This is a genomic window from Mesorhizobium sp. GW821-FHT07A06 (assembly GCF_059419085.1).
Window position 1 is genome coordinate 121,391 of sequence record NZ_JBWKRC010000013.1, and the last position, 22,038, is coordinate 143,428.

At 59.3% G+C, this 22,038-nt stretch carries 17 protein-coding genes and 1 pseudogene; 12 read left to right on the top strand and 6 right to left on the bottom strand.

The features are described 5' to 3' along the window. Positions 1–90: 90 nt before the first annotated feature. The 5 genes from AC07SZ_RS29835 (at position 91) to AC07SZ_RS29855 (ending at position 10,131) form a co-directional block, all read left to right on the top strand. Positions 91–1,452 carry a DUF6538 domain-containing protein gene (locus tag AC07SZ_RS29835; RefSeq protein ID WP_494917067.1) on the top strand — a complete coding sequence of 454 codons (1,362 nt, stop codon included), beginning with the start codon at positions 91–93 and terminating at the stop codon, positions 1,450–1,452. Between the two features lie 795 nt (positions 1,453–2,247). Next, complete coding sequence (locus AC07SZ_RS29840; RefSeq protein ID WP_494917068.1) at positions 2,248–3,606, top strand: hypothetical protein; 1,359 nt, start codon at positions 2,248–2,250, stop codon at positions 3,604–3,606. 15 nt (positions 3,607–3,621) lie between these two features. Further along, positions 3,622–6,141 (top strand): PIN domain-containing protein, encoded by a 2,520-nt coding sequence (locus tag AC07SZ_RS29845; protein WP_494917070.1) that lies wholly within the window; start codon positions 3,622–3,624, stop codon positions 6,139–6,141. 470 nt (positions 6,142–6,611) lie between these two features. Then, positions 6,612–8,978 carry a hypothetical protein gene (locus tag AC07SZ_RS29850; RefSeq protein ID WP_494917072.1) on the top strand — a complete coding sequence of 789 codons (2,367 nt, stop codon included), beginning with the start codon at positions 6,612–6,614 and terminating at the stop codon, positions 8,976–8,978. Between the two features lie 724 nt (positions 8,979–9,702). Next, a complete protein-coding gene (locus tag AC07SZ_RS29855) occupies positions 9,703–10,131 on the top strand; it encodes a very short patch repair endonuclease (RefSeq protein ID WP_494917074.1) in 429 nt (142 codons plus the stop codon). Between the two features lie 243 nt (positions 10,132–10,374). Here the strand turns inward: AC07SZ_RS29855 and AC07SZ_RS29860 are convergent, their stop codons facing one another. Together AC07SZ_RS29860 and AC07SZ_RS29865 are read right to left on the bottom strand one after the other, a co-directional pair. Beyond that, positions 10,375–10,623, bottom strand: coding sequence for a conjugal transfer protein TraD (locus AC07SZ_RS29860; RefSeq protein WP_494917076.1), 249 nt, complete (start codon positions 10,621–10,623; stop codon positions 10,375–10,377). A 1-nt stretch (position 10,624) separates the two neighbouring features. Further along, complete coding sequence (locus AC07SZ_RS29865; RefSeq protein WP_494917078.1) at positions 10,625–10,951, bottom strand: conjugal transfer protein TraD; 327 nt, start codon at positions 10,949–10,951, stop codon at positions 10,625–10,627. 172 nt (positions 10,952–11,123) lie between these two features. Here AC07SZ_RS29865 and traA point away from each other — a divergent pair, with 172 nt between their 5' ends. The 5 genes and pseudogenes from traA to AC07SZ_RS29890 all read left to right on the top strand — a co-directional run bounded on the left by traA (position 11,124) and on the right by AC07SZ_RS29890 (position 16,435). After that, a complete protein-coding gene (gene traA / locus AC07SZ_RS29870) occupies positions 11,124–14,177 on the top strand; it encodes a Ti-type conjugative transfer relaxase TraA (protein WP_494917079.1) in 3,054 nt (1,017 codons plus the stop codon). A gap of 127 nt (positions 14,178–14,304) precedes the next feature. Next, positions 14,305–14,520, top strand: coding sequence for a helix-turn-helix transcriptional regulator (locus AC07SZ_RS29875; RefSeq protein WP_494917081.1), 216 nt, complete (start codon positions 14,305–14,307; stop codon positions 14,518–14,520). 303 nt (positions 14,521–14,823) lie between these two features. After that, positions 14,824–15,204, top strand: a complete 381-nt coding sequence (locus tag AC07SZ_RS29880; protein ID WP_494917082.1) for a response regulator — start codon at positions 14,824–14,826, stop codon at positions 15,202–15,204. A gap of 653 nt (positions 15,205–15,857) precedes the next feature. Continuing rightward, positions 15,858–16,175, top strand: a pseudogene (locus tag AC07SZ_RS29885) (FAD-binding domain-containing protein); the annotation flags it as partial. Continuing rightward, positions 16,172–16,435 (top strand): DUF2177 family protein, encoded by a 264-nt coding sequence (locus AC07SZ_RS29890; RefSeq protein WP_494917084.1) that lies wholly within the window; start codon positions 16,172–16,174, stop codon positions 16,433–16,435. The pseudogene AC07SZ_RS29885 and the gene AC07SZ_RS29890, both read left to right, overlap by 4 nt. 106 nt (positions 16,436–16,541) lie before the next feature. On the opposite strand, the gene AC07SZ_RS29895 is transcribed toward AC07SZ_RS29890, so the two are convergent. Next, entirely contained in the window at positions 16,542–16,886 is a 345-nt protein-coding gene (locus tag AC07SZ_RS29895; RefSeq protein ID WP_494917085.1) for a DUF6894 family protein, read from the bottom strand. A gap of 82 nt (positions 16,887–16,968) precedes the next feature. On the opposite strand from AC07SZ_RS29895, the gene AC07SZ_RS29900 reads away from it, so the two are divergent. After that, entirely contained in the window at positions 16,969–17,688 is a 720-nt protein-coding gene (locus AC07SZ_RS29900; RefSeq protein ID WP_172351868.1) for a Crp/Fnr family transcriptional regulator, read from the top strand. A 252-nt stretch (positions 17,689–17,940) separates the two neighbouring features. Here AC07SZ_RS29900 and AC07SZ_RS29905 read toward each other — a convergent pair whose 3' ends face one another. Then, positions 17,941–19,083, bottom strand: coding sequence for a hypothetical protein (locus AC07SZ_RS29905; protein WP_494917088.1), 1,143 nt, complete (start codon positions 19,081–19,083; stop codon positions 17,941–17,943). A gap of 237 nt (positions 19,084–19,320) precedes the next feature. Here AC07SZ_RS29905 and AC07SZ_RS29910 point away from each other — a divergent pair, with 237 nt between their 5' ends. Then, entirely contained in the window at positions 19,321–19,497 is a 177-nt protein-coding gene (locus tag AC07SZ_RS29910; protein ID WP_494917090.1) for a hypothetical protein, read from the top strand. 80 nt (positions 19,498–19,577) lie between these two features. On the opposite strand, the gene glf is transcribed toward AC07SZ_RS29910, so the two are convergent. Next, positions 19,578–20,714: a UDP-galactopyranose mutase gene (gene glf, locus AC07SZ_RS29915; RefSeq protein WP_494917091.1), complete on the bottom strand. Its 1,137-nt coding sequence runs from the start codon at positions 20,712–20,714 to the stop codon at positions 19,578–19,580. Further along, on the bottom strand, positions 20,707–21,876 hold the full coding sequence (locus AC07SZ_RS29920; RefSeq protein ID WP_494917093.1) for a glycosyltransferase family protein: 1,170 nt from the start codon (positions 21,874–21,876) through the stop codon (positions 20,707–20,709). The genes glf and AC07SZ_RS29920 overlap by 8 nt, the downstream gene beginning before the upstream one ends. Positions 21,877–22,038 lie beyond the last annotated feature (162 nt).

Consider the following 22,038-nt stretch of genomic DNA (forward strand, 5'->3'; position numbering starts at 1 on the left):
TCGCATTAGGAAATCTTCTTGTTGCGCCATGTTGGCCTTTTGTGATACCTATTGTGTTACTTATTGTGATACAAACGGTATCTTGCGGGCATGGGAAGGCGACGTGAAGAGCATGATCCTGATCGCTTTCTGCAACAGAGGGGCGATCGCTTCCACTACTACCGACGGGTCCCAAAGGAGCTCCGAGAGCTCGATGGTCGCGGCGCTTTCGTACGCCGCGCCTTGGACACCACTGACCGTTTGAAGGCGCGTACGTCGCGCGATCTCCACGAAGCCGCCGACAACGCGCTATGGTCGTCTCTTATGTTGGGCGAAAACCCAGAAGCTGCGCGCATTCGTTACCAGCGCGCTATCAAGCGCGCCGAGGCGTTAGGGTTCGTCTATCGGCCGCTCGCCGACATCCTCGTTGCCGAGCCGCTGGACACCATCCTACAGCGGGCCGAGGCCACGATCGGAGAGCCTGCCAGCTCTCCCGTGGTCGACGCTGTTACTGGCACTGTCTCCCGTCCTGACGACAAGATTTCGGAAGCGCTGGAGCTCTATTTCGATGAGATCGTCCGCGACGAACTCCGCACCAAAAGTGCTGATCAGAAGAAACGATGGAAGGCAAAGCGCCAAATGAGCGTCGATGTCTTCATCACACTTGTCGGCGACAAGCCAATGGGAGAGATCACGCGCGACGACGCGCGTGCGGTGCATAAATATTGGTTGGACAGAATTGCACCCGAGAAGGGGAGGCCAGACCGTTCGGCGTCGACTGGAAACCGAAATATGGGGAACTTGCGAACCCTTTATGGCGACTACTATCGTCATCTAGGTTCACCCGAACAGAAGAATCCGTTCGCCGATCTCTCATTCAGCGACAAGTCGAAACGCAGTCGTCCACCATTCCCTGCCGACTGGATTCGCGACAGGATCTTCGCGCTTGGCGCGCTTGCGGCTCTCAACGACGAGGCGCGAGGCATCGTGCTAGCGTTCGCTGAAACGGGGGCTCGACCAAGTGAGCTTGCGAACCTGTACGAGAACGTCATACACCTCGACCACGAGGTGCCTCACATCTCGGTGGAGCCGCGCGAGGATCCTGAAGATCCGCGCGAAATCAAGACAGCCTCATCCGTACGTAAGATACCACTCGTTGGCGTGGCGCTTGAGGTGTTCAAGAGGCACCCCAATGGCTTTCCGAGGTACAAAGATCGCGAGGCGTCGCTATCGGCCCTGCTCAACAAGCATTTCGAGAGCCACAAATTGTTCCCGACCGACAAACATACGGTCTATTCGCTGCGTCATTCGTTTGAAGACCGCATGAAGAACGCCAGGCTGGATGAGGAACTCCGGCGTATGCTGATGGGCCACACCATCGATCGGCCGAAATACGGCGAAGGCGGCGACATGAAAATGTGGCAGGAAGAACTTATGAAGATCGTTCTACCGTTTGATCCCTCAATCGTTTAACGCGCTGATGGGCTGCGGCGAGGCGTCCCTCCTTCGCTTGGCAATCTTGCAGGGCATGTTCAAGATAGTCGTACAGTGGGAGCCATGTCTCGCCTTGGTCGCCGCGCGCGACGATTATTTCGGCCACGCGATCGAGCGCTCGCTCAATCCGTTGCACGGTGATTGGCTCAAGCGTGGGCGAATATCGCCTCACTGCTTCGCCTTTCTGCAAGGCCATGAATGTAGCATGCCCTATGCGTAGGCGGACTTTCCTGGTGCAGTGAAGGCCTGCGTTCGGCTCGGGCTGTAATCGGCGGCTGCGGCGTGCAAATGGGAAAGGCTCTCTGCCCGTCGGGGGTTGGTAGCGGGAGAGCGCTACCGCCTTTCCCCCCACTCTGAAACCCCGCGATATTTTCTACGCTGTTGTGCGTAATAGATCTAACTCTTGTGCTGCGACGATCAGCGGGGGATAGGAAAGGCGGAGTTTTCCTTGATACGAACGACACCTCTAGGCCGCCATTCCATGGAGTTGATCCAGGAATCCGGTCCAAAAGCAGACACTGCGTCAGGAGAGTCGATAGAGATCGTTGCCGCCAAGGCGGCGGGCTGGCCCTCTTAAATAGCTGATATTACGACATTATCACTGGTTTAGCTGTCCCGACAGGATGCGGGTTTTGAGGTGAAGATAGTAGCGCAAAGCGCACCGGCGCTTTAGCCTCGAAAACATGATTCGCCTCGATACCGCGATCGCCATCTCCTCTGCGCCCTCCGCCGTTCCGGCTTGTGCGCCCGCGCATGCCGCTTGGCGATCCCAACGTGCAGCGAAATGGAAGGCGCGGCCAGCGGCAAAATGGCGTCGACCTGGTTGGCATTCGCAACGGCGATCCGGCACATCCGGTGGGCATCCAGTGCAAGCTGAAGGGCGATGGGCAAGTCCTGACTGCCGATGAAGTGCGCGAGGAGGTCTTCAAGGCACTGACCTTCAAGCCGCAGCTCAGGGAATACTTCATCATAACCACGGCACCCGATGACGTGGCTTTGCACGACTTGGCGCGCGAGCTCGCCATCGAGCAGAAAGCCAGTGGCCGGTCCATCCTGATCTATGTTTGGGGCTGGAACACGCTCGAGGAGCGCATCAGCGAGGATGCTGACGCAAGGAAGGAATTCGATCCCAGTTATGGCGCCTTCAGCGAGAAGATCCTGGAGAGTGTCGAGAAGGTGACTATCGGGCAACGCGACATAGCCAATCAGCTGGCCAGCGGCCTAGCGCAAGTGGACGCGGGGCTGGATGCGCGGTTTGCCCGTCTTGAGGCGCGTTACCTCGCGGGCGGCGATGCGACCGGCACCGGCGGAGCCTTGGAGGCGCAGCTCGATGCCGAGATCGACGAATACCGCAATCTTGCCAATGGCGGGAAGCCGCGTACCGCGCTGCCGCTTCTGGAGCGGCTGCTGGCTCGCGTCGCTTCCTTCGCATCGGGCAGGATTCTGTTTCGCATAAAGGCCAATATTGGCGCATGCCTGCTCGCCCTTGGCGACAAGGAAAAATGCGCCAAGATGCTATCCGACGCTTTTGACCAGGCACCGGAGGAACCAAAGGCAATCGCCAACAAGGCCTTATCGCTGCTTTTGCAGGATCGTGGCCTGGAGCTCCTCGACTGGGGCAGGAAAAAGCTGGCGGCCGATCAGGCAAATGAGGGGCTAGCCGGCTATCTCGTCCAGGCCGCGCGCTTCGATGCCGACATTTTTGACCCGCTCGACCTGGTTCCAGCTCAGCTCAAGGGCTCGCTTGCCGTTGCGGTCGCAAACATAGACGTGCTGCGGCAGCGCGGCCAGGTCCCGCAATGGTGGCAAGCAGCACGAGACGCTTATGCTGCGTTTCCGGATGATCGGCACGCTCGCCAGTTCGCCGCGGAGGCCGACCTCGACGAGACCCTGAATGACCCGCATTTCCGGCAACTGCAGATGCTTTCTCCGCCACAGCACGACAAGATCGTGAAGGCGGTCGCCGTCTTGTCGGCTCTGTGGGATGAGGTGATGTCATCGGAGGGGGTTCCCGGCCCCGAAGACGCATCGCTTTGCTGCAACCTGATTGCCGCTTATCACGCACTGGACGACTTGCCGAGGGCGCTGACCGTCGCTCGCCAGGGGCTGGCTGCGTTGCCGGATGACGGTTAGCTGGCAAGCCGGGCGATGTTTGTCGCGGTCGAGGCGAATGACGAGTCGTTGGCCGAACAGGTCATGCCGCTCTTGCCGCCGGGTCCAGAAGCAACGGTTCTGCGTTTTCGCTATCGCGCCGCCAAGGGCAACTGGGCTGAAATCGAGCGCATCTGGCGAACTGAGCAAGAGACCATTCCCCCTGTCGAACGCGCTCTGATGGCCACAGCGGCACGTCTTGCCGGCTTCAAGCTGAATCGACCAACCGATCTCGAGGCTGAGCTCGAGGCAATCGCCGCTGGGCTCGCCAACGAGCCGCGCGCAGCAATTCTGCTCGCCGATTTCGCCAGATCCCAGGGCATCGATCGTGTGGCGGAAGACGCCTATCGCGGCGCGCTCGCGTGCATCGACTCCGAGAGCCACATTTCAGCGCGCCACATGGTGGCTATGCATGCCTGGAAGCGCGGCGATGCCAGCGTCGTGGCGGATCTACTCGACGGCTACGTCGCAGAGGACCACGATCACGAAATGCTGCGTGTGCTGGCGGGGGCTTTTGTCAATGACCAACCCATTCGCCAGCGCGCCGTACGCTTCTTCGAAAGGCTTCCGGCTTCTTTGAAGCAGGAAGCCATCTATCTGCATGCAGAAGGCTTGCTGCATTTAAATCGTGGTGCCCTGAAACAAGCGGAAAGCGCTCTGCGGCGGGCGATCGAAGCCAGCCCTGACCTGACCAACTATCTGGCCTTGTTCGCAACCCTGCGCCGTGCCGGCCGCGCCTCCGAAATCAAGCCCCTTCTGGCCAAGCTCGACCTAGCGGCCGTCGAGGGCAGCCCCGGGCAGAAAATGTTTCTAGCTCAACAGCTCTTTGCCAGCGGCATGGCCAAGACGGCCCTGGAGTTCGGCTACAACGTCTTGCAGCACGCACGCAATGATCCCGAGGTTGCGCTGCGCTACTTCGGACTGATGATGCTCGATCCGAACGGGCGTCAAACCCCCCGGCCACGTGTCGTTGGACTCCAGGCCTGGGTGCGGCTCGAAAACGATGCCGGACAATCGCATGCCTTTGTGGTTGCGGAGGGCGCCGATCGGCCGACAGAAGGCTTGGTGAGCCAGTCTCACCCGCTCGCTGCTGCCGCGATGGGCCTGAAGGTTGGCCAGACCTTTATCATTGAGGCTGCGTTTGGGACCGACGCCACCTGGCGCGTCGCGGAGATCAAGCACAAATATCTCCATGCCCTGCATGACGTGATGGCGAATTTCCAGACCCGCTTTCCCGACGCCAAGGGCTTCTACACGATCCGAATGAAGGGAGCCGATGTCCAGCCGGCGCTGGATGAGGTGAGGCGCGTCGCCGAGAGCAACCGCAAGCTTGCCGATCTCTACCTGCTTCAGCACCTGCCTATGGCCATGGTGGCGTCGAAGCTTGGCGGCGACAGCATCGGGTTTGCAGATTATATCCGCTCGCTCAAGCGGGACATCGTAACCTGTGTCGGCAACACACCGGAAGGCGATGCCGCTCGTCAGGTACTGGACCGGCATCGCGCCGCCGGCGCAGTTCTGGACAGCTACACGGCGTGGACGGCTGCGACGATGGATGTCTTCGACATCTTGAAGGACGTTTTCGGCAAGCTGGTTCTGCCGCAATCGAACCTCGATGAATTGTGGGCCTTGCGCAAAGAAGATGATTTCAGCGCCGGTCGCCGTTCGATGACGATCGGATGGCACAACGGGCAATATATCCGCCAGATCCTCACGCGTGAGGATGTGAAGGCCCGCAATGCCTTCATCACCGAACAGATCGACAAGATCGAGCGAGCCTGTGAAATCCTGCCCTCGACCGCGCCCGATGTACCCTCCGCGCTGGCAGTCAGCCTCACCGATACGTTTGGCATGGATGTGCTCGACACCGCAGATCTCGCCGCCACAGGCTACGTTTTGTTGTCGGAGGATTTGTTCTATCGCCAGATGGCTGCTGCGGCGTCTGGGCCAGGGGTCAACGGAGTCTGGTTGCACTCGACCATGGCGTTTGCGCGTGAGACCGGGCTGATCAACCACAAACGTTACGCCGAAGCGGCGGTTAAGCTGGCTTGGCGGCGCCACGGCCACGTCTCACTCGACGCCGAGACGCTTTTTTTGATCTGGCAGGCGGATCAAAGCGCCGACCTACGGGATTTCGATGCGCTTGCCGACTATGTCGGCACCAAAGATGCCGACATTCGCTCGCATATCAATGTGACATTCAGCTTCTTGAACCGGATCTGGCAGGAACCCGCCACTCCCGAACTGAGGGAGATGCGCGCCACCGGTATTTTGCTTGGCAAGCTGACCCGCTATCGTGCCAAGGATTGGGCTTTAACGCTGGCCTTGCTTGCCGAAAGCACTCTTTGGCGATTGCGGGCTTATGTTGAGCGGTGGGTCGCCGGCAACTTCCTCGATAGGGCAGAGTTCCGCGCCGCGCGGACTTCGGTAGAAGCCATGCGTGCCGCCAACCTTGTGCGTGATGCCGCCAATCGCGGCTGGCGCGCGCTTTCCAGCACCAACTGGCCGTTGCGCTAACGTCGGCTCTACTGGCGGCCGCCCTTGAACAATGCAGGCGCTATCGCTACGGGCAAGCGATGGCGATCAAGCGCCTTTCACAAGCGCAAGAAGCTGATGCACTCGAACCACCCGAGGAATGTCTGCATGAGCGATTAGCGCGTGGATGCAATAGAATCCGACGGTTAATTATCTATCGGCATCCAGTTTTCCTGGGGTTCTTGGAAGCTTTTCGAACTTTCTGCCATGCTGCACCAGCCGAATTGCGCGCGCTCGCGAGAGCGGCCGCAACATGAAAACTGCCTTTTGGGGATGTGATCACGCCCTCACTGCGGGTCTAAGTCGGACGAGGTCTGACGTGGCGCTATCAGGTTCCACGTCGTGCTCGAAATTTCAGTAAACACATGCGCTTTGGTGCTTCCAAGCGACAAGAATCGCGTAAGTGCGTGCACTCCTCCCACAGACGCTGACAAACCCCATCGCTTGCCCGCATGACTGAAACTTCGCGTACCAGACTGCTCTCGCGCAAAATCTCTGATTTCTGCCGTATCCATCTCGACCCACTGTTTCCCCCTCAAGAAAGTGCCCGCATCAGAGCGTTTCTGCTGAACCTGATCTCCTGTGCTAAAACACCGCCGCGAAAACTGCGCGGCTATGATTGGCAAGAAATCGGCATTTGTTGCGATCTCGACGGTGAAACGTTGCGATCTGCCCGGACCGCAATCGAACCAGCATTGGACGCGATCGCTCGAAATACGAAGGCTGCGCCGAAGCGCGCGACCATCGCGGGCCGTCGCAACACTAAACCGCAGCGTCATGAGGGGGAACGTCCGCAACCGCCGGCAGAGAAGGCGCCAGCTCCAAGTCGTCAAAAGAAGCTCGAGCGGTCAGAACGGGAGCCTGCAGTAGCGGTCGACCGGCAAAAGTCCGGCATGAAACCGCGCGCTATCGAGGAGTTCCCACCACCACTTTTCGAGGAAGCGTCTGATCACCCCAGCTTCCAGGCGGCGCTGGATTTCCAGATGCGCCGCCATGGCGACAGCTATTGGCATCTTCATCGTGCTGTTGTCCGAGACGACGAGAGTCTGGACCGCTCGACAATTCGTCATTGGCTCCAGGGATCAAAATCGCCGCGCAGCGTGGCGAGCATGGAAGTGCTAGCGCGGATCGAGCGTCGTTATCGTCTTCCAGCAGGGTATTTTAAAGCGAGACTCCCGCTTCAGACGCGCTCCGCCTCCGGCCACATTCTCGATGATATCGGCCCGGCTGAACGCCGTCGGCTTGCGTGGCACCTGCCTGACGACTTCAACACGCGATGTCCCGAGGAGCAGGAAGAGATTCTGGAATGGGTTCGGCGCGTAATTATCAGCGGATCAACTGACTACCGGAGATTCCAGGCGGCCGCGTTGAAACAGCGTTACGCCATTCGTTTCCCGGGTATCACCTATGGTCAGTCGGATGTTGCAAATGACGGCTATCGAGGTCAGCGCCAGCAACAGGACGATGATGCTGCCCTGTTCACCGACCCCGACCTGAACTCCGGCGTCATCGATGCGCCGCCTATGCTTGGCATGGAAATGGCGGATTTGATCCGCTTCAAGACCGCGACGCTCACTGCGTTCGGTTTGCAGCGCAACGGTGTTTGGGGCGAGGAGACGGCATCGCAGAAAGTTGAGCATCTCGGTCTGATGTTCGGTGCGTTAGCCGCGCATCCGCGCGGACCAGTACGCGGCCATGGCGTTCCGACGCAGCATTTGACCTTTGGCCTGCTCGTCTTCCCCTCTGTTTGGGACTGGTATGTGCAATGGCGCGAGAGGCGGCGCGGATTCTACACTGCCTGGGAGGTGGACATGCTGCGAATTTCTCTCGCGCTCACTCGCAAGGACACGGGCTGGCTTAGACAGCAACCTCACTTAGCGTCGCGGATCCGTCCCGTTAACGGACTGGTTTCACAGACCGACGTTGATCGCGCCCGCGGGGACTGGGAGGACGCCTGCGATGTCTACTTCAAGCACGCCTCCTCCCGCGTGAAGGAGATCCAGCGTATCGCGCGTGTGCACCGAGATCCTTTTGAACCAATTATGCCTGTGCTGGAGGCCGATAGCCCCGTTGGCGAGTATCGAAAGATAACGGAAGAGATTGTTCGGCTCATGCCAGATGAACGCATTCATCGCCGTCCTGCCGCCGAGGCGGTTCGTTCATTCCTGATGCTTCGGTTAGGGTTGCATCTTGGGTTGCGGCAGAAGAATCTGCGTCAGCTCATGCTCAGTGAACGCGGGAGGCTGCCAAGGTCTGAGCGTCAGCTAGCCGACATGAAGCGCGGTGAACTACGTTGGAGCGAACGTGAAAACGGTTGGGAGGTGCTTATTCCTTCGATAGCGTTCAAAAACGCGAACTCATCCTTTTTCGGAAGCAAGCCGTTTCGTCTCGTCCTGCCGAACCTGGCTGGTTTATACGAGCACATCCAGGCGTATATCGATCGGCACCGCCGAGTGCTGCTTGGAGGAATGGAAGACCCCGGCACCTTCTTTATCAAAACGGTGAAGGCGACCAGCAAGGACGCCGAATACGATCGAAACACATTTTACGAGGCGTGGCGGCTGACCACCCAGCGATATGGCATTTACAATCCATATACTCGACGAGGCGCGATCCCCGGTCTTCTCCCTCACGGCCCGCACAATGTTCGCGACGTGCTGGCAACGCATATCCTGAAGCAGACCGGGTCATATGAGCAGGCAAGTTACGCGATCCAAGACACGCCGGACATGGTGGCCCACCACTACGGTCGCTTTTTGCCGCAAGACAAAGCTGCTCTTGCTGCGCGAATATTGAACCAAGTCTGGCAGGCGGCTTAGAGAGTAGTGAAAAGGTGATTTCACACGAAGAAGGCGGTTTGGGCTCCGTTAGTGTTGCCAGCCCCAGTCGGAGGTCATTTGCGCTTACGCGCCCTCGTGAAGGGCCGAATAGAGTAGCGTTTCTCGAGATCATGAGGCAATTGCGGAAGCGATTCTGCGGCGTTGCTGGCTTGGTCGACACCCTGTGCGGGCGTTCCTCGGAAGAGCGCTACCGCCTTTCCCCACCCGTCGAACTACCAATTCTGGCTTCGTTGCTGCGGCTGAGCGAGATAAGTCGAGCGGCGACAATGCCTTTGGTCGCCGAAGACAAAGCGTCGTCGCCGGCCGGCCGCCGTACTTTTCGAGAACTGGAATTGCGCGCGATGTCGGCCGGTCGGCTTCCATCCTGGCGAAACAAATGCGGACCGCCGCGGACGGATACAGTCGGTCCCGCGTCCCGTCCTGCGGCCGGCGCGATGCTGACGTTCTTACGGCTGTCCTGTTCACCGCCCGCAGCGTGGCGAATTTCCTTCGTCCTGCGCGCGACAATCGTCCCTTATCGTGGGCGCGCACGGGACTGCGGTTTATACGCCGTTCTTCATTGCAGCGCCGACGGTTGCCGGCGCGGAGATACCGCCTCTCATCAGGTTTGCAGAGGATCCGTTACGCGGAGACTCGGACCTTGACAGCCGCCCTGCAACGTCGCGTACGGTCGTCGGTCTCGCGGAAGGCGTGGTGAATCACCATGGAAGATCGAGAAAAACGAAGTGCCAACATGCGGGCCGTTAGAAGCAAGAACACGACGCCCGAGTTGCTAGTCCGGCGAGCCGTGCATTCCAGGGGTTTACGATTTCGGTTGCATCGCCGCGATCTGCCCGGCAGTCCCGATTTGGTTTTCACGCGACATCGGGTGGCCATATTTGTGCATGGCTGTTTTTGGCACCGCCACTTTGGTTGTGCTCGGTCAACCCACCCCGTCACAAATAGACAATTCTGGGAGCGGAAATTCGCTCGGAATTTGTATCGCGATGCCATCGCTACCGCTGCTCTGGAGCAATCAGGGTGGCGAGTTGAGATCATTTGGGAATGCGATGCATTAAAGCCAGCGAGGCTATCCGAAGCGTTGGATCGGATCTTCTTTAATACACCAAGTTCCCGCCAACGAGGCAAATAGTACATTTCTTCGTAAAATCCACGGCTCTTGCACAGAATTATAAGAGTAAGCTTAGCTTCCCCGCCATTGCCGCCTGTGCAGAGCAGGGCCGCAGGCTCGCAAAGCTGACGACTGCAGCACAGTGGCCACCAATTTCCATCGGCTCCGCTCGACCGTGTATAATACCCACTCAGACTTAAGTGGCTGCTGGCTCGGTGTGACCAGGTGGACGGCTTCGGCTCGCCCCCTATTCGGCGATCATCACTATGTTCGCCAGCCCATCTGCTCTTCACGCCGTTCACCATTGAACGCCTGCCTCCCTTTCGCAACCCATAGGTCTCGCGCATGCGTACCTTCGTCGCTTTGCAGCTTGTCGGCGATCCAAAGCAGCGCGCCATAGATGACGGCGCGATCATCATTGGTCAGCTCGACTATGCCCGCCTTGACGACGAGACCGCCAAGTTCGATCAATTGCCGGGTGCGCTTGCGGCGCTCTACCTGCCATGTGCGCATGTCATTGCGAGCCACTGCCGCTTGCCGGCGATTGTGGGCTGCCTGGTTGCGCTGCAGCGCTGCGATTGTTGCGCTGAGATGCCGGAGCAGTTCGCCGGGACCTGCCTTGGAAAAACGTCACCCCACGCTTGGCCCATGCCTCACGCTTTGCGGTGTCTTTCGTCTCGGCGATTGCGACCAGCGCGCCCGCCAGTTCGTCCGTGCTGAGTTGATCGGCGCCGGTGGCGATCACCAGCTCTCCAAGCTGCTGCACCTTGCGCGTTTTGAGCTCTCGCGCCTTGTTCTCCAGTGCCTTCAATTCCGCGTCGAAGTCGCGTGGTTTGCGCATGGCTGTCTCCGTCGATTGTCGATGTAGCCATGATAGGCGAGCGTCCGCCGGAAGGCTTCAGGGTCGCCGAGACAGCCCGGGACGGGCTGGTCCATCCCGAGAATTTTTCGAGGGAGGGCGCGCTTATACGTCGTGCCGACGTACGCTTTGACGTGCAAATGATCCTGTCGCGATGGCGATCTATCATCTTCACGTCAAGGTCATTGGCCGCAAGGCAGGCTCAAGCGCTGTCGCTTCAGCCGCCTACCGTTCAGCTTCGCGGCTGCGCGACGAGCGCATCGAACGCAGCCACGACTTCTCTGCCAAGCGCGGTGTCGTTCATTCCGAAGTGATGTTGCCGGAGGATGCACCGGAAGCCTGGCGCGACCGCGAGAGGCTGTGGAACGATGTCCAGGCGGTCGAGGTCCGCAAGGATGCCCAGCTTGCCCGCGAGGTCGAGTTTGCGCTGCCGCGTGAACTCAGCCAGGCGCAAGGCATCGAACTCGCGCGCGACTTTGTACAAGTCGAGTTTGTCAGTCGGGGCATGGTCGCTGATCTCAATGTGCACTGGGACAGGGCAGAGGATGGTAGTCCCAAACCGCATGCCCATGTCATGCTGACCATGCGGTCGGTGGACGAGAATGGTTTCGGGGCGAAGGTCCGAGATTGGAACGCCACCCAGATGGTCGAGCGCTGGCGCGAGCGATGGGCGGAACTGGCCAACGAACGTCTGGCCGAACTCGACATCGACGCCCGCATCGATCATCGCAGTCTGGAAGCGCAGGGCATTGCCCTGGAGCCGCAGACGCAGATTGGTGCACCGGCCCAACGCATCCAGGGCAGTGGCCTTGACGCTGGCGACACCGAAGCCGATCGCGCCGAACTGCATCGCGAGATCGCGCGCAACAATGGCGCGCGCATCATTGCCGATCCATCCATGGCGCTCGACGCCATCACGCATCAGCAATCGACCTTCACCCGAAAGGACATTGCGAAGTTTGCGCATCGGCACAGCGATGGAATGGAGCAGTTCAACGAGGTGGTGGCGTCCATCAGCAATGCACCCGATCTGGTCGAACTCGGCAAGGACGGACGCGGCGAAGATCGCTTCACCACCCGGCAGATGATCGAGACTGAAAAGCGCCTTCACCGCGCTGCGAAGCGTATGGATTTTGACGAGCGACACGCTGTGAGTGAGGCACATCGCGAGGCAGCGCTGGCGCGGGCCGCGCAACACGGTCTTGTCCTTTCGGGCGAGCAGACCGATGCGCTTGCGCACATCACCGACAGCCGCGGTCTTGGTGTCGTTGTCGGCTTTGCCGGAACGGGCAAGAGCGCGATGCTGGGCGTTGCGCGCCAGGCATGGGCCGCGTCAGGCTACGAGGTTCGAGGCGCCGCACTCTCCGGCATTGCCGCCGAGAATCTCGAAAGCGGATCGGGGATCTCGTCTCGCACCGTTGCCAGCATGGAACATAGCTGGGGACAGGGCCGCGATTTGCTCACCGCCCGTGATGTCCTGGTGATCGATGAGGCCGGCATGGTCGGCACGCGCCAGTTGGAGCGCTTCCTCTCCCATGCCGCCAACGTTGGTGCAAAAGTCGTTCTCGTCGGCGATCCGCAGCAGCTACAGGCCATCGAGGCCGGCGCCGCATTCCGCTCTATCCACGAGCGACACGGCGGCGTCGAAATCGGCCAGGTGCGGCGCCAGCGGGAGGACTGGCAGCGAGACGCCACGCGCGATCTGGCAAGCGGCAGGATCGGCGCCGCGATCAGCGCCTACGACGCGCAAGGCATGGTGCATCAGGCTGTAACGCGCGACGAAGCGCGAGCTGAACTCGTCGAGCGCTGGGATCGCGACAGGCAGGCGCATCCAGAGGCAAGCCGGATCATCCTCAGCTATACAAACGACGAGGTGCGTGCCCTGAACCAGGCAGCGCGCGAGCGGCTGCGCGTTGCCGGCGATCTCGGCGACGAGGTTCAGGTGGATGTGGAACGAGGTGCAAGGGCCTTCGCCAGCGGCGACCGCGTCATGTTCCTGCGTAACGAGCGCGGGCTTGGCGTCAAGAACGGCACGCTCGGCATGGTGGAGGAAGTCAGCACACGAAGCATGACTGTGCGCACCGATGACGACAGGTCGGTGCGCTTCGACCTGAAAGACTACGCGCACATCGACCACGGCTATGCCGCGACCATTCACAAGGCGCAGGGTATGACCGTCGACAGGACCCATGTGCTTGCCACGCCGGGCATGGATGCACATGGCAGCTACGTTGCCCTGTCGCGGCATCGAGACAGGATGGACCTGCATTACGGCAGCGACGACTTCAGTACGCGGGAGCAGCTGGACCGGACGCTGTCACGGGACCGCGCCAAGGACATGGCGTCGGATTACGAGCAGGTCGACCCGGCACAGAGCTATGCCGAGCGGCGCGGCATCACGTTCCGCGAGCGCGTGATCGAGATCATGCGCCGGATCGTTCCGGAGAAGCTGCGCGACAGGATCGGCGGACTGCTGGACGGGTTGCGCTCACCAGGGGACGGCGAGCCCGGCCGGGAAGGTGGGCGCGGCCCGGAAAGGGAAGATGCTGGTGCGCGGATCGGGGGTGCAGGCCCGACGCCTGGCAGAGGGAATCCCACCACCGGAGTACCGCGCGACACCAATGCGCCGGTGGACGCGGAAGCGGCGTTGCGTAGCGCGCGTACGAAGGCGCTAGTGCGTCACGCGCGCGCGCTCGACACTATCCTCAGTACTGGAAATGCGGACGGGCAAGGCAGTGCCGACCAGATGCGCGAATTGACGGATGCCCGTAGCGCTTTCGAGAAGGTGCGGCCGCATGGATGGCGCGATGCCGAAGCGGCTTATGTGAAAAATCCCGAACTTGTCCGCGAGGCAGGGGCAGGTCGCGTCAGCCGCATCGTACTTGCTCTCCAGCTTGAAACGGAAATCCGCACCGGGATGGACATCGATCCCGGCCGCCGCGCCGACCGTTTCGTCGAGAGTTGGCAGAAGCTGGAAAGGACAAGCCAGCATCAATACCAAGCCGGCGACATGTCGGGCTACAAGTCAATGCGCTCGGCGATGTCTGACATGGCCAAGAGCCTCGAACGCGATCCGCAGCTGGAATCGCTCCTCGCCAACCGCAAACGCGACCTTGGCATTCAAACCGATTCTGGCCGCCGCCTCGGCGCGGAACTCGCGTTCAGCCACGGCTTGGGACTCGGAAGGGGACGCGACATCGCAATCTGACCCATCCGATTTGCCGCCGATAACACGTCAACTTACGATACGGCGGCAACCTGTATTGCGCGGCTGCGGTTCCCCATTATGCCTGCCCACTAGGTATCAGAAGCATCCAGCAGGAGGCAGGCCAGCCATGCCAGAACCTGACCGTATCATCCGCAGCAGAACTGTCCTTGCCCGGACCGGCCTGTCCCGCTCAACCATGTATCGCAAGATCGCCGAAGGCACATTTCCGGCTCAGATCAGGATCAGTGTCAACGGTGCGGGATGGAGGGAGTCGGACATCAATCGGTGGGTCGCTGATCCTGTCTCATGGCACACCAGTGCATCACGAAAAAACAGCGACTAGTGGCGGTGGAGTGGCACGCCTTGGAAGTGTCTGCCAAATCGGGAGCAGCCCACCCGCCGCATTCAATAACAAATGTTGGATTCAGCGGCAATTTCCCTAGGAACCATTTTAATAGCCAAGCTTTCTGAGGCCCAAAAGACGAAAGAAGCTGTGATGGCCCCACGAAGCGACTGGCGTGACCGCGACGGCTGGATAGCGCTGGTAAGCCCGCCAATTTCTCATAGTACACTTCCGACAATCGATTAGCGGGAACTAATAGGCGGTTGTACGCGTAGTAGGGAGTAACTCGCGGGGCATCGACAAATGAGTGTTGGGGCGGTTTTGGTCGTTGAAGACGAGCCACTTATCCTGCTTGATATCGAGACGGCCCTGCAGGAGGCCGGCTTCGAAGTCGTTGCTGTAGCAAATGCAGCCCAAGCGTTGGCTGCTTTCAATGTTGAGCCGGAGCGGTTCAAAGGCCTTATCACCGACATTCGGCTAGGGCCCGGACAATCCGGCTGGGACTTAGCCAGGCATGTGCGGCAAGCCCGTCCAACCATTCCGGTGATCTACATGAGTGGTGACAGTGCCGTCCATTGGGGCGCCGAAGGCGTTCCAGAAAGCGTAATGATCACCAAACCATTCTTCCTGCCGCAGATCATTACTGCTTTGTCCACGCTGCTCAATGCACTTCCGAGAGCCTAGAGCCGCGCGGCCTCACTCGGGCCTAGTCGTACCCGTTGCCTTCCGCCAAGTATAGGGCGTGCGCTTCCACAAAAAAGTCAGGGTTTTCTTCGTCCATCTTCGACCACGCGGACGTGGCACTCGCCGCAGGCTTCTAGTACTTAAACGCAAGACTGATCCCTGCCATTTATGGTTACGCTGCACCTCTCCTTCAAACAGCAATGGCACAGCGGTTTAGCCGCAAAATAGGCCGATCAGAATCAAGTCTGAAGGCCATAGCTTGGTTCGGCCGAAGCTACTGCTGCTTAACAAATGAAATTGAAAGCCCAGCTCGAGCAGACAGAATCTACGTACAAGCCAACAGATAAAGGAGGCCTGTTGTGGAAAAGCGGCGTGTGGATAAGGAGAAAATCGAGAGAGCAGATCGTGAAGCACGCAAGGTTCTCGACGCTGAACGCAAAGCCCGAGACGCTAAAACGGCCCGGCTAAGAAAATTGCGGCTCAGCAGACATCAACAGTCAGGTGGAACCCATGGCGCCACGTGAGCGACACGACACGAGAGCGTCGTCAAACCGGCGGCATCCGACATGAGGCGCGCGGCCTCCCATGAATGCGTAGTCAAATTCTGGGTTTGCTAATCTCGGCCATGAGCGGTTGAAGGCCGCGGCATTTTCAACCGTGTCGAACGGCAATGGGTTGCCGGCTCGGGAGCTTACGCCGCACCCTATTTCCGCATCTTCAATCCGGTCCTTAAGGGCGAGAAGTTCGACCCTCGGGGCGACTACGTCCGCCGCCACCTACCGGAAATTGCCGCCTTGCCGGACCACTACATCCATCGACCATGGGAAGCTCCGGCTTCGGTGCTGCAGGCCAACAACATCAAGCTCGGAAAGGCCTACCCGAAACCTATAGTGGATCACGGAGGGGCTCGAGACAGGGCCTTGATTGTCTACCAGTCCATAAAAGACATAAACGAAGAGAAGGCTTCATGATGCGATATGCCGTGGCCTGCGCGACAACCCTGATCGCTTTCCTGGCCATCGACGCGGTATGTCAGACGACGATGTCGGAACGGCTCTATCGCCGCTACATCGGCGACATTTTGGTTGATAGCTTCAACCAAACTCCGGCGGCGCTGTTCTACCTGATCTACATCGCGGGCATCGTCAGGCGGAAAAAACCGCTCTATGGTTCGGCATATTCGTTGGTCCGGGCTGAAGAAGGTGAGCACACCGAGAGGCGCGATAGTTGATCACCGAACTGGCATATCCGGTCTTCAAGTTGCGGCGGTGCTCCTTCGCTGGCGGCGCTACGCGGCCTGCTGGCGACCAGTCGTGGCCGGAGCTCGGCGATGATGTCTATGCGCTCCAGCCTGACGTCAAGATCAGCGACGCTTCGAACATCTGTGCGCCTCCGTCACTCCTGACCTTCACAGTGAGCTTGACAAGGTCGCGGTCAGGCATCTCATCTCGAGCTATGTCATGCAGGATTCGCAGCGCCTCGGCGCGGGCCCGATCCCGCGATTCGAAAAACTGGCCGTCATCATCGAGAACCTGGCCGTTACTGTTGTAGACATCGAAAAAATATCGGTTCATCGGGAAATCACCGCGGGATGCCACATCATAAATCCGCTCGATGAATCGTGGTTCCTTCACTGCTGGCGTTTGTGTGGAAAATACACCAGATTGTGGCGGCGAGCTCATTTTGAGGTTGGGACTGGCAGCTCTTCTCGCTAATCCGGCAAGGCAGTTAGCTATTGTACGCCTATACACTTCGGGTCACGTAATGCTTGAATCGCTCTTTTTGCAGCTGGAACAACATGATGCTCTCTCAGAGTCCGAACGGGCTTTGCTAACGCAGACGATATCAATCGGACGTGATTTCGCCATCGGTCAGGATTTGGTGTCTGCGGGCTCCCGTCCAACCTACAGCACCCTGCTGGTCGAGGGACTGGCTGCGCGATACAAAGTGCTGGAGGACGGCGGTCGCCAATTCACGTCGCTTCAAGTGCCGGGAGACTTCGTCGACCTTCACGCTTTCCTGCTGAAGACAATGGACCACGGCATTATCGCCTTGTCGGCTTGTCGCGTGCTTTTCGCCGATCATAATCGACTGCGAAGACTTACAGAGACGGCGCCTCACCTTACGCGCCTTCTCTGGTTGGATACGCTAGTCGATGGGGCGATACACCGGGAATGGATCGTTGCTATGGGGCGTCGATCGAAAATTTCCCATCTAGCCCATCTGATTTGCGAACTTTATGTCCGATTGAATGTGGTAAATCGCACAGCCGGCCGGAGTTTCCGTCTACCCATAACGCAGGCAGAACTTGCCGACGTGCTGGGACTGTCGGTAGTCCATATGAACCGAATCGTAGGCGAACTTCGTAAGCTTGACGCCATTACTTGGGCTGATCAGTTGTTGACAATCATCGATTGGGAGCGCCTGCAAGAGATCGCGGAATTTGATCCGACGTACCTCAGTATGGTGCGAGATCCGCGCTGACGAGCTCAGGTAACTTACCAACGAAACATCACACGTTGCAGCCATTGATATAGGTTGAATCGATCGCTCTTGCTGGGCGCCGCATTCATCCCGTCGGCGCAAGCGGAAAAACTTCCGAGATGACCCGCTACGGCTTGCACCCAAGGAATTCGGGCAGCACGAACTTCCGAGGAACGGCGGTGGAGCGGCGATCCGCTGCGTCCGCGTGTTATGCAAGTCGGCCAATAGGATCAGTTGAAGACCAGTGCTATATCAGCGCTGAAGCGACATGGTCGCGGCAAGGGAGATCGGGCGTTCGGCGATTCGATACTGGTTGTCCCGATGTGCGGAAACCAGCTCATAGGACCCTGTAAGGCCGTCGACTACCAAGTCGAGAAATGCGTTGCAGGCGGCAACCCAGTCCACACTATCAGACACCGCCAGCGAAAACATCTTGCTCCGGCAATATCTTCCAAACAAGACAGCTTGCGAGCCGCGTCCCGAGCCCCCCACGCTTAGCTCAACCCACGCATCCGGAGATCCTGCCTGCTGGGGCGCCGCCCTCGCTGAAAGTCGCCGGCGGCTGCAACATTCTCCCAGGATCGATAGCCGCCGGTCAAACCCTCTGAGCTGGATCGTGGGCGATTTTCCCAACCTGCTGCGCGGCGCGCGCCACCAGCCGGTCTGTGCAAGCACGGGATGGCAGAACGATTGCTTGTTGACTAAGGTCGAAATGGCATCGGCCATAATTGTGTGGCGCGGAAGATCCGCCCTCGCGTCGAACACTCCGCATTCGTAGTATCCATCCTGGCGCATCATCATGGAATTCCAGTCCATGGCGCCGAACATTGACCAAGCCGTCACAGCCCGTACGTCAATGCCCTCAGCCGCGCATTCGGTAGCAGCTTCCCATCCCTCCATGAACCAGCGAAGCTGTTCCTCGCGGGTGCAGGCGTTGTGCACTTCTCCGATAACCACCGGTAGAGAATAGCGGCGCCACACCTCGCGCAGGCGCGAGGCAAACCCCAGTTCGCAGGCTGGCGCGTCGGCACGGAAAGCAGCGATGTCGACATAGGGAACGATGCCGTTGCCGCCGACCGGTTCTCGAGGGTGCCTATCGACCCGGTGGTCTAGGAACCGATCGCTGGTGAGGTAGTAATCAACGCCGATCAGGTCCGGCGTGCAGGGCGTGCCCTCCAACTCTGCCAAGTGGGCTGGATCGACACCAGCGTCGAGGAGGCGTTGATGGAACGGATGATACTGACCGACATGCCCACAAAGCAGATCCAGCGATAGCCATCGCCGGCCGTTCTCGTATTCAGCCTGATATGCTAGCTCTGGTGTGGCAAAAATCTTTCCGACATCCTCGGTCTGCAGGAGGCGCGCGTCGGGGATGATCTTGCGGATGGCCGACATTGTCATCGCTATCGCACGGCACTGGGCTACCAGAAGCCGCAGGCAAGTTGACTCGTCCGTCCGGTGTGGGTGCCAGAAGCCATAGAGGCCGCTGAGACGGGCGGTTGTCATTGGTTCGTTGATTGGCGTGAAAGTCTTTATCCACGGGTATCGACTTGCGAGCCGACCGGCAAACGCGGCTAGCCGTTCGGCAAAATCCGGAGCGAGAATGGACGTCCAGCACGGCCCACTGCCGTGATGGACAAGGGCAGTTATTGGAGCGATGCCGAGCTGGTGCAGCCGTTGGAGCCGCTGGTCGAGCCAGCTCCAGTCATCGCTGCCATCAACCGCCTCGACGTGCTCCCACAACGCAGGATATCGAAGCGTTTTGATGCCGAGGGACGCGACAAGATTCAAATCCCCGATACGCTTTGAATGCCCGGTTTCGGCGAGCTGATCGCGGATTATGCCACGCACTCGAACCACGCTGCATTCAATGCCGCCCCAAACTTCCACTACGACTGCCCCGCCACGCCCTTGGCAAGGGATAGCTGCGGCGCGCCCGCCTTCTGAATGCGATTGAATGCGGCCAGCGCCTGACCAATCACCTGGTCCATATTGTAGTACCGGTAGGTTGCCAGCCGACCGACGAAAATCGCATCGGTTTGCTGAGCGGCGAGTGCCTCGTATCGCTTGTAAAGCACTTCATTCTCCGCCCTGGGCACCGGATAGTAGGGATCGCCTTCATCCGTCGGATATTCGTAGGTCAGGCTGGTTTGAGGATGCTGCTGTCCTGTCATATGCTTATATTCCGTGACCCTGGTGAAGGCCTCGGTTTGCGGGTAGTTGACCACTGCGACCGGCTGAAACCGCGGCGTGTCGAGTGTGACGTGCTCGAAGCGCAACGATCGATACGGCAATTTGCCCAGCCTAAAATCGAAGAACTCATCGATTGGACCGGTATAGATGAGGCGCCGATAGGGGATGACATTCTGGACCTCGCGGTAGTCTGTCTGCAGCAACACCTTGATATTGGGATGGGCCAGCATTCGTTGAAACATGCGTGTGTAGCCGCCCGCCGGCATACTTTGGAACGTGTCGGCGAAATACCTATCGTCGCGATTGGTTCGTGTCGGCACGCGCGCCGTGACGGATTTGCTCAGCTGCGAGGGATCGACCCCCCACTGCTTACGCGTGTAGCCTTGGAAGAATTTCTCGTAGAGTTCGCGCCCCACCGTGCCCACGACAACGTCCTCGGCGGTGCGGATCTCTTCCACGCTCTCTCTGCGTTTGGCCAAAAAATGCTCCATCTGCTCGGAAGTTAGGTCGAGCCCATAGAGGCGATTGATCGTGTCCAGGTTGATCGGAATTGGTACAAGCTGACCGTCGACCTTGGCCAGGACACGGTGTTCATAGGGACGCCAAACCGTGAACTGAGACAGGTAAGTGACGATGGGTTCAGCGTTGGTGTGGAAAATGTGCGGCCCGTAGCGATGCACGAGAATGCCGGCTTCATCGTACCAATCGAAAGCGTTGCCACCGATGTGACTGCGACGGTCGACGACAAGGACTGTCTCTCCGCGCTGGCTGGCTAGCCGCTCTGCCAAAACGCTTCCGGCGAAGCCTGCGCCGACGACAAGCCAATCAAACATGGTCGACCAAGCTCCTGAAACCCGGATGACGCAAAACTTTCGCCGGCTTGAGCAGATCGTGCATCGCGCTCCAGGTCGTGTCCCAAGACATTCCCGAGAGGAACGTGTCGACCTTGGCCATGGGACCGCGACCTTGGCGCAGAGCGATGCTGAGAGCAGCTGGCATCGAGCCTGCATCCGCGATCTTGACCAGTCCGCGACGACCGTAGGTTTGAACCACATCGACGATTGCAGTCGACACGACCGGCAGCCCGCCGGCGAGGAACTCAGGCGTCTTCGTCGGGCTAATATATCGCGTGGCCTCGTTCAAGGCGAAAGGCATCCATCCTACGTCCCAACCAGCCAAGTATCTGGGCAATTCGGCGTACCGCTTGGCGCCCAGCCAATGAATATTTGAGCCGACGGGCAGAGTGGCCGGGTCGATCTTGACCACTGGACCGATCGTGACGAACTGGACCTCAGGCATCGCCGCAGCGGTTCGAGCCATCAGGTCGATGTCGAACCGTTCGTCGATGACACCGAAGAAGCCTACACGGGGATGGACAATGCTCCGTTGGTCTGCTGGGTCTGCCTGGGGCCGGCGCGCCTGATGGAAGTGTGCCGCATCTATACTGCTTGGAAATGCATGGACGGAGGGATGCCGGCTGCGCTTGGACTCATAGAGGCTCATTCCACCGGTGAACACGACGTCGGCCTTGCCGAAGAGCTGCTCTTCCAGTCGCTCGAGTTCGGGAGGTGCGTTTTTGAAGGCAGAAAGTTCGTCCATGCAGTCGTAGACGCAGACATCCTCCTGCAGCGCTTCCGTGATCTTCAAGGCCATGGGTGTGTAGTACCAGGTCACCAACTGGTCGTGCTCGATTCCGGCAACGAGCTTCTCAAGCAGAACGGCGATGGCTCGCTCGACATCCGTCCCGCATTGATGCTGCGGCACAATCGGAGTGACAACTTCAAGGCCTGGCGCAACCGCCTTGCGGCGCAGAAGAGCGGTCTGGACAGGCTCGAAGACGGGCTCTTCGAAGAACACAACGGCGTAATCCGCCGCGGCGCGCGTCATCAAATGCTGTGGGCGTTGATAAACAAAGTCCCACCGCAGGTGGGAAAAACAAATCAGAAGAGGCTTATCAAATGGCACGAGCATGGGGTTGGATACAGTTTGATCCATTGCAAAGATCCGCATTCGGGTTGGCTTGTGGTGGATCAAGCTCCGTTCGCAAATCGGGTTCCATGGCGACGCGGAATTTTGTCTTTCCTACCCTGGGTCAACGAACCCACGATTTTCTTGGCAGGGCGGGAACGGGCATCACCTCCGCAAGTTGTCGGCGGG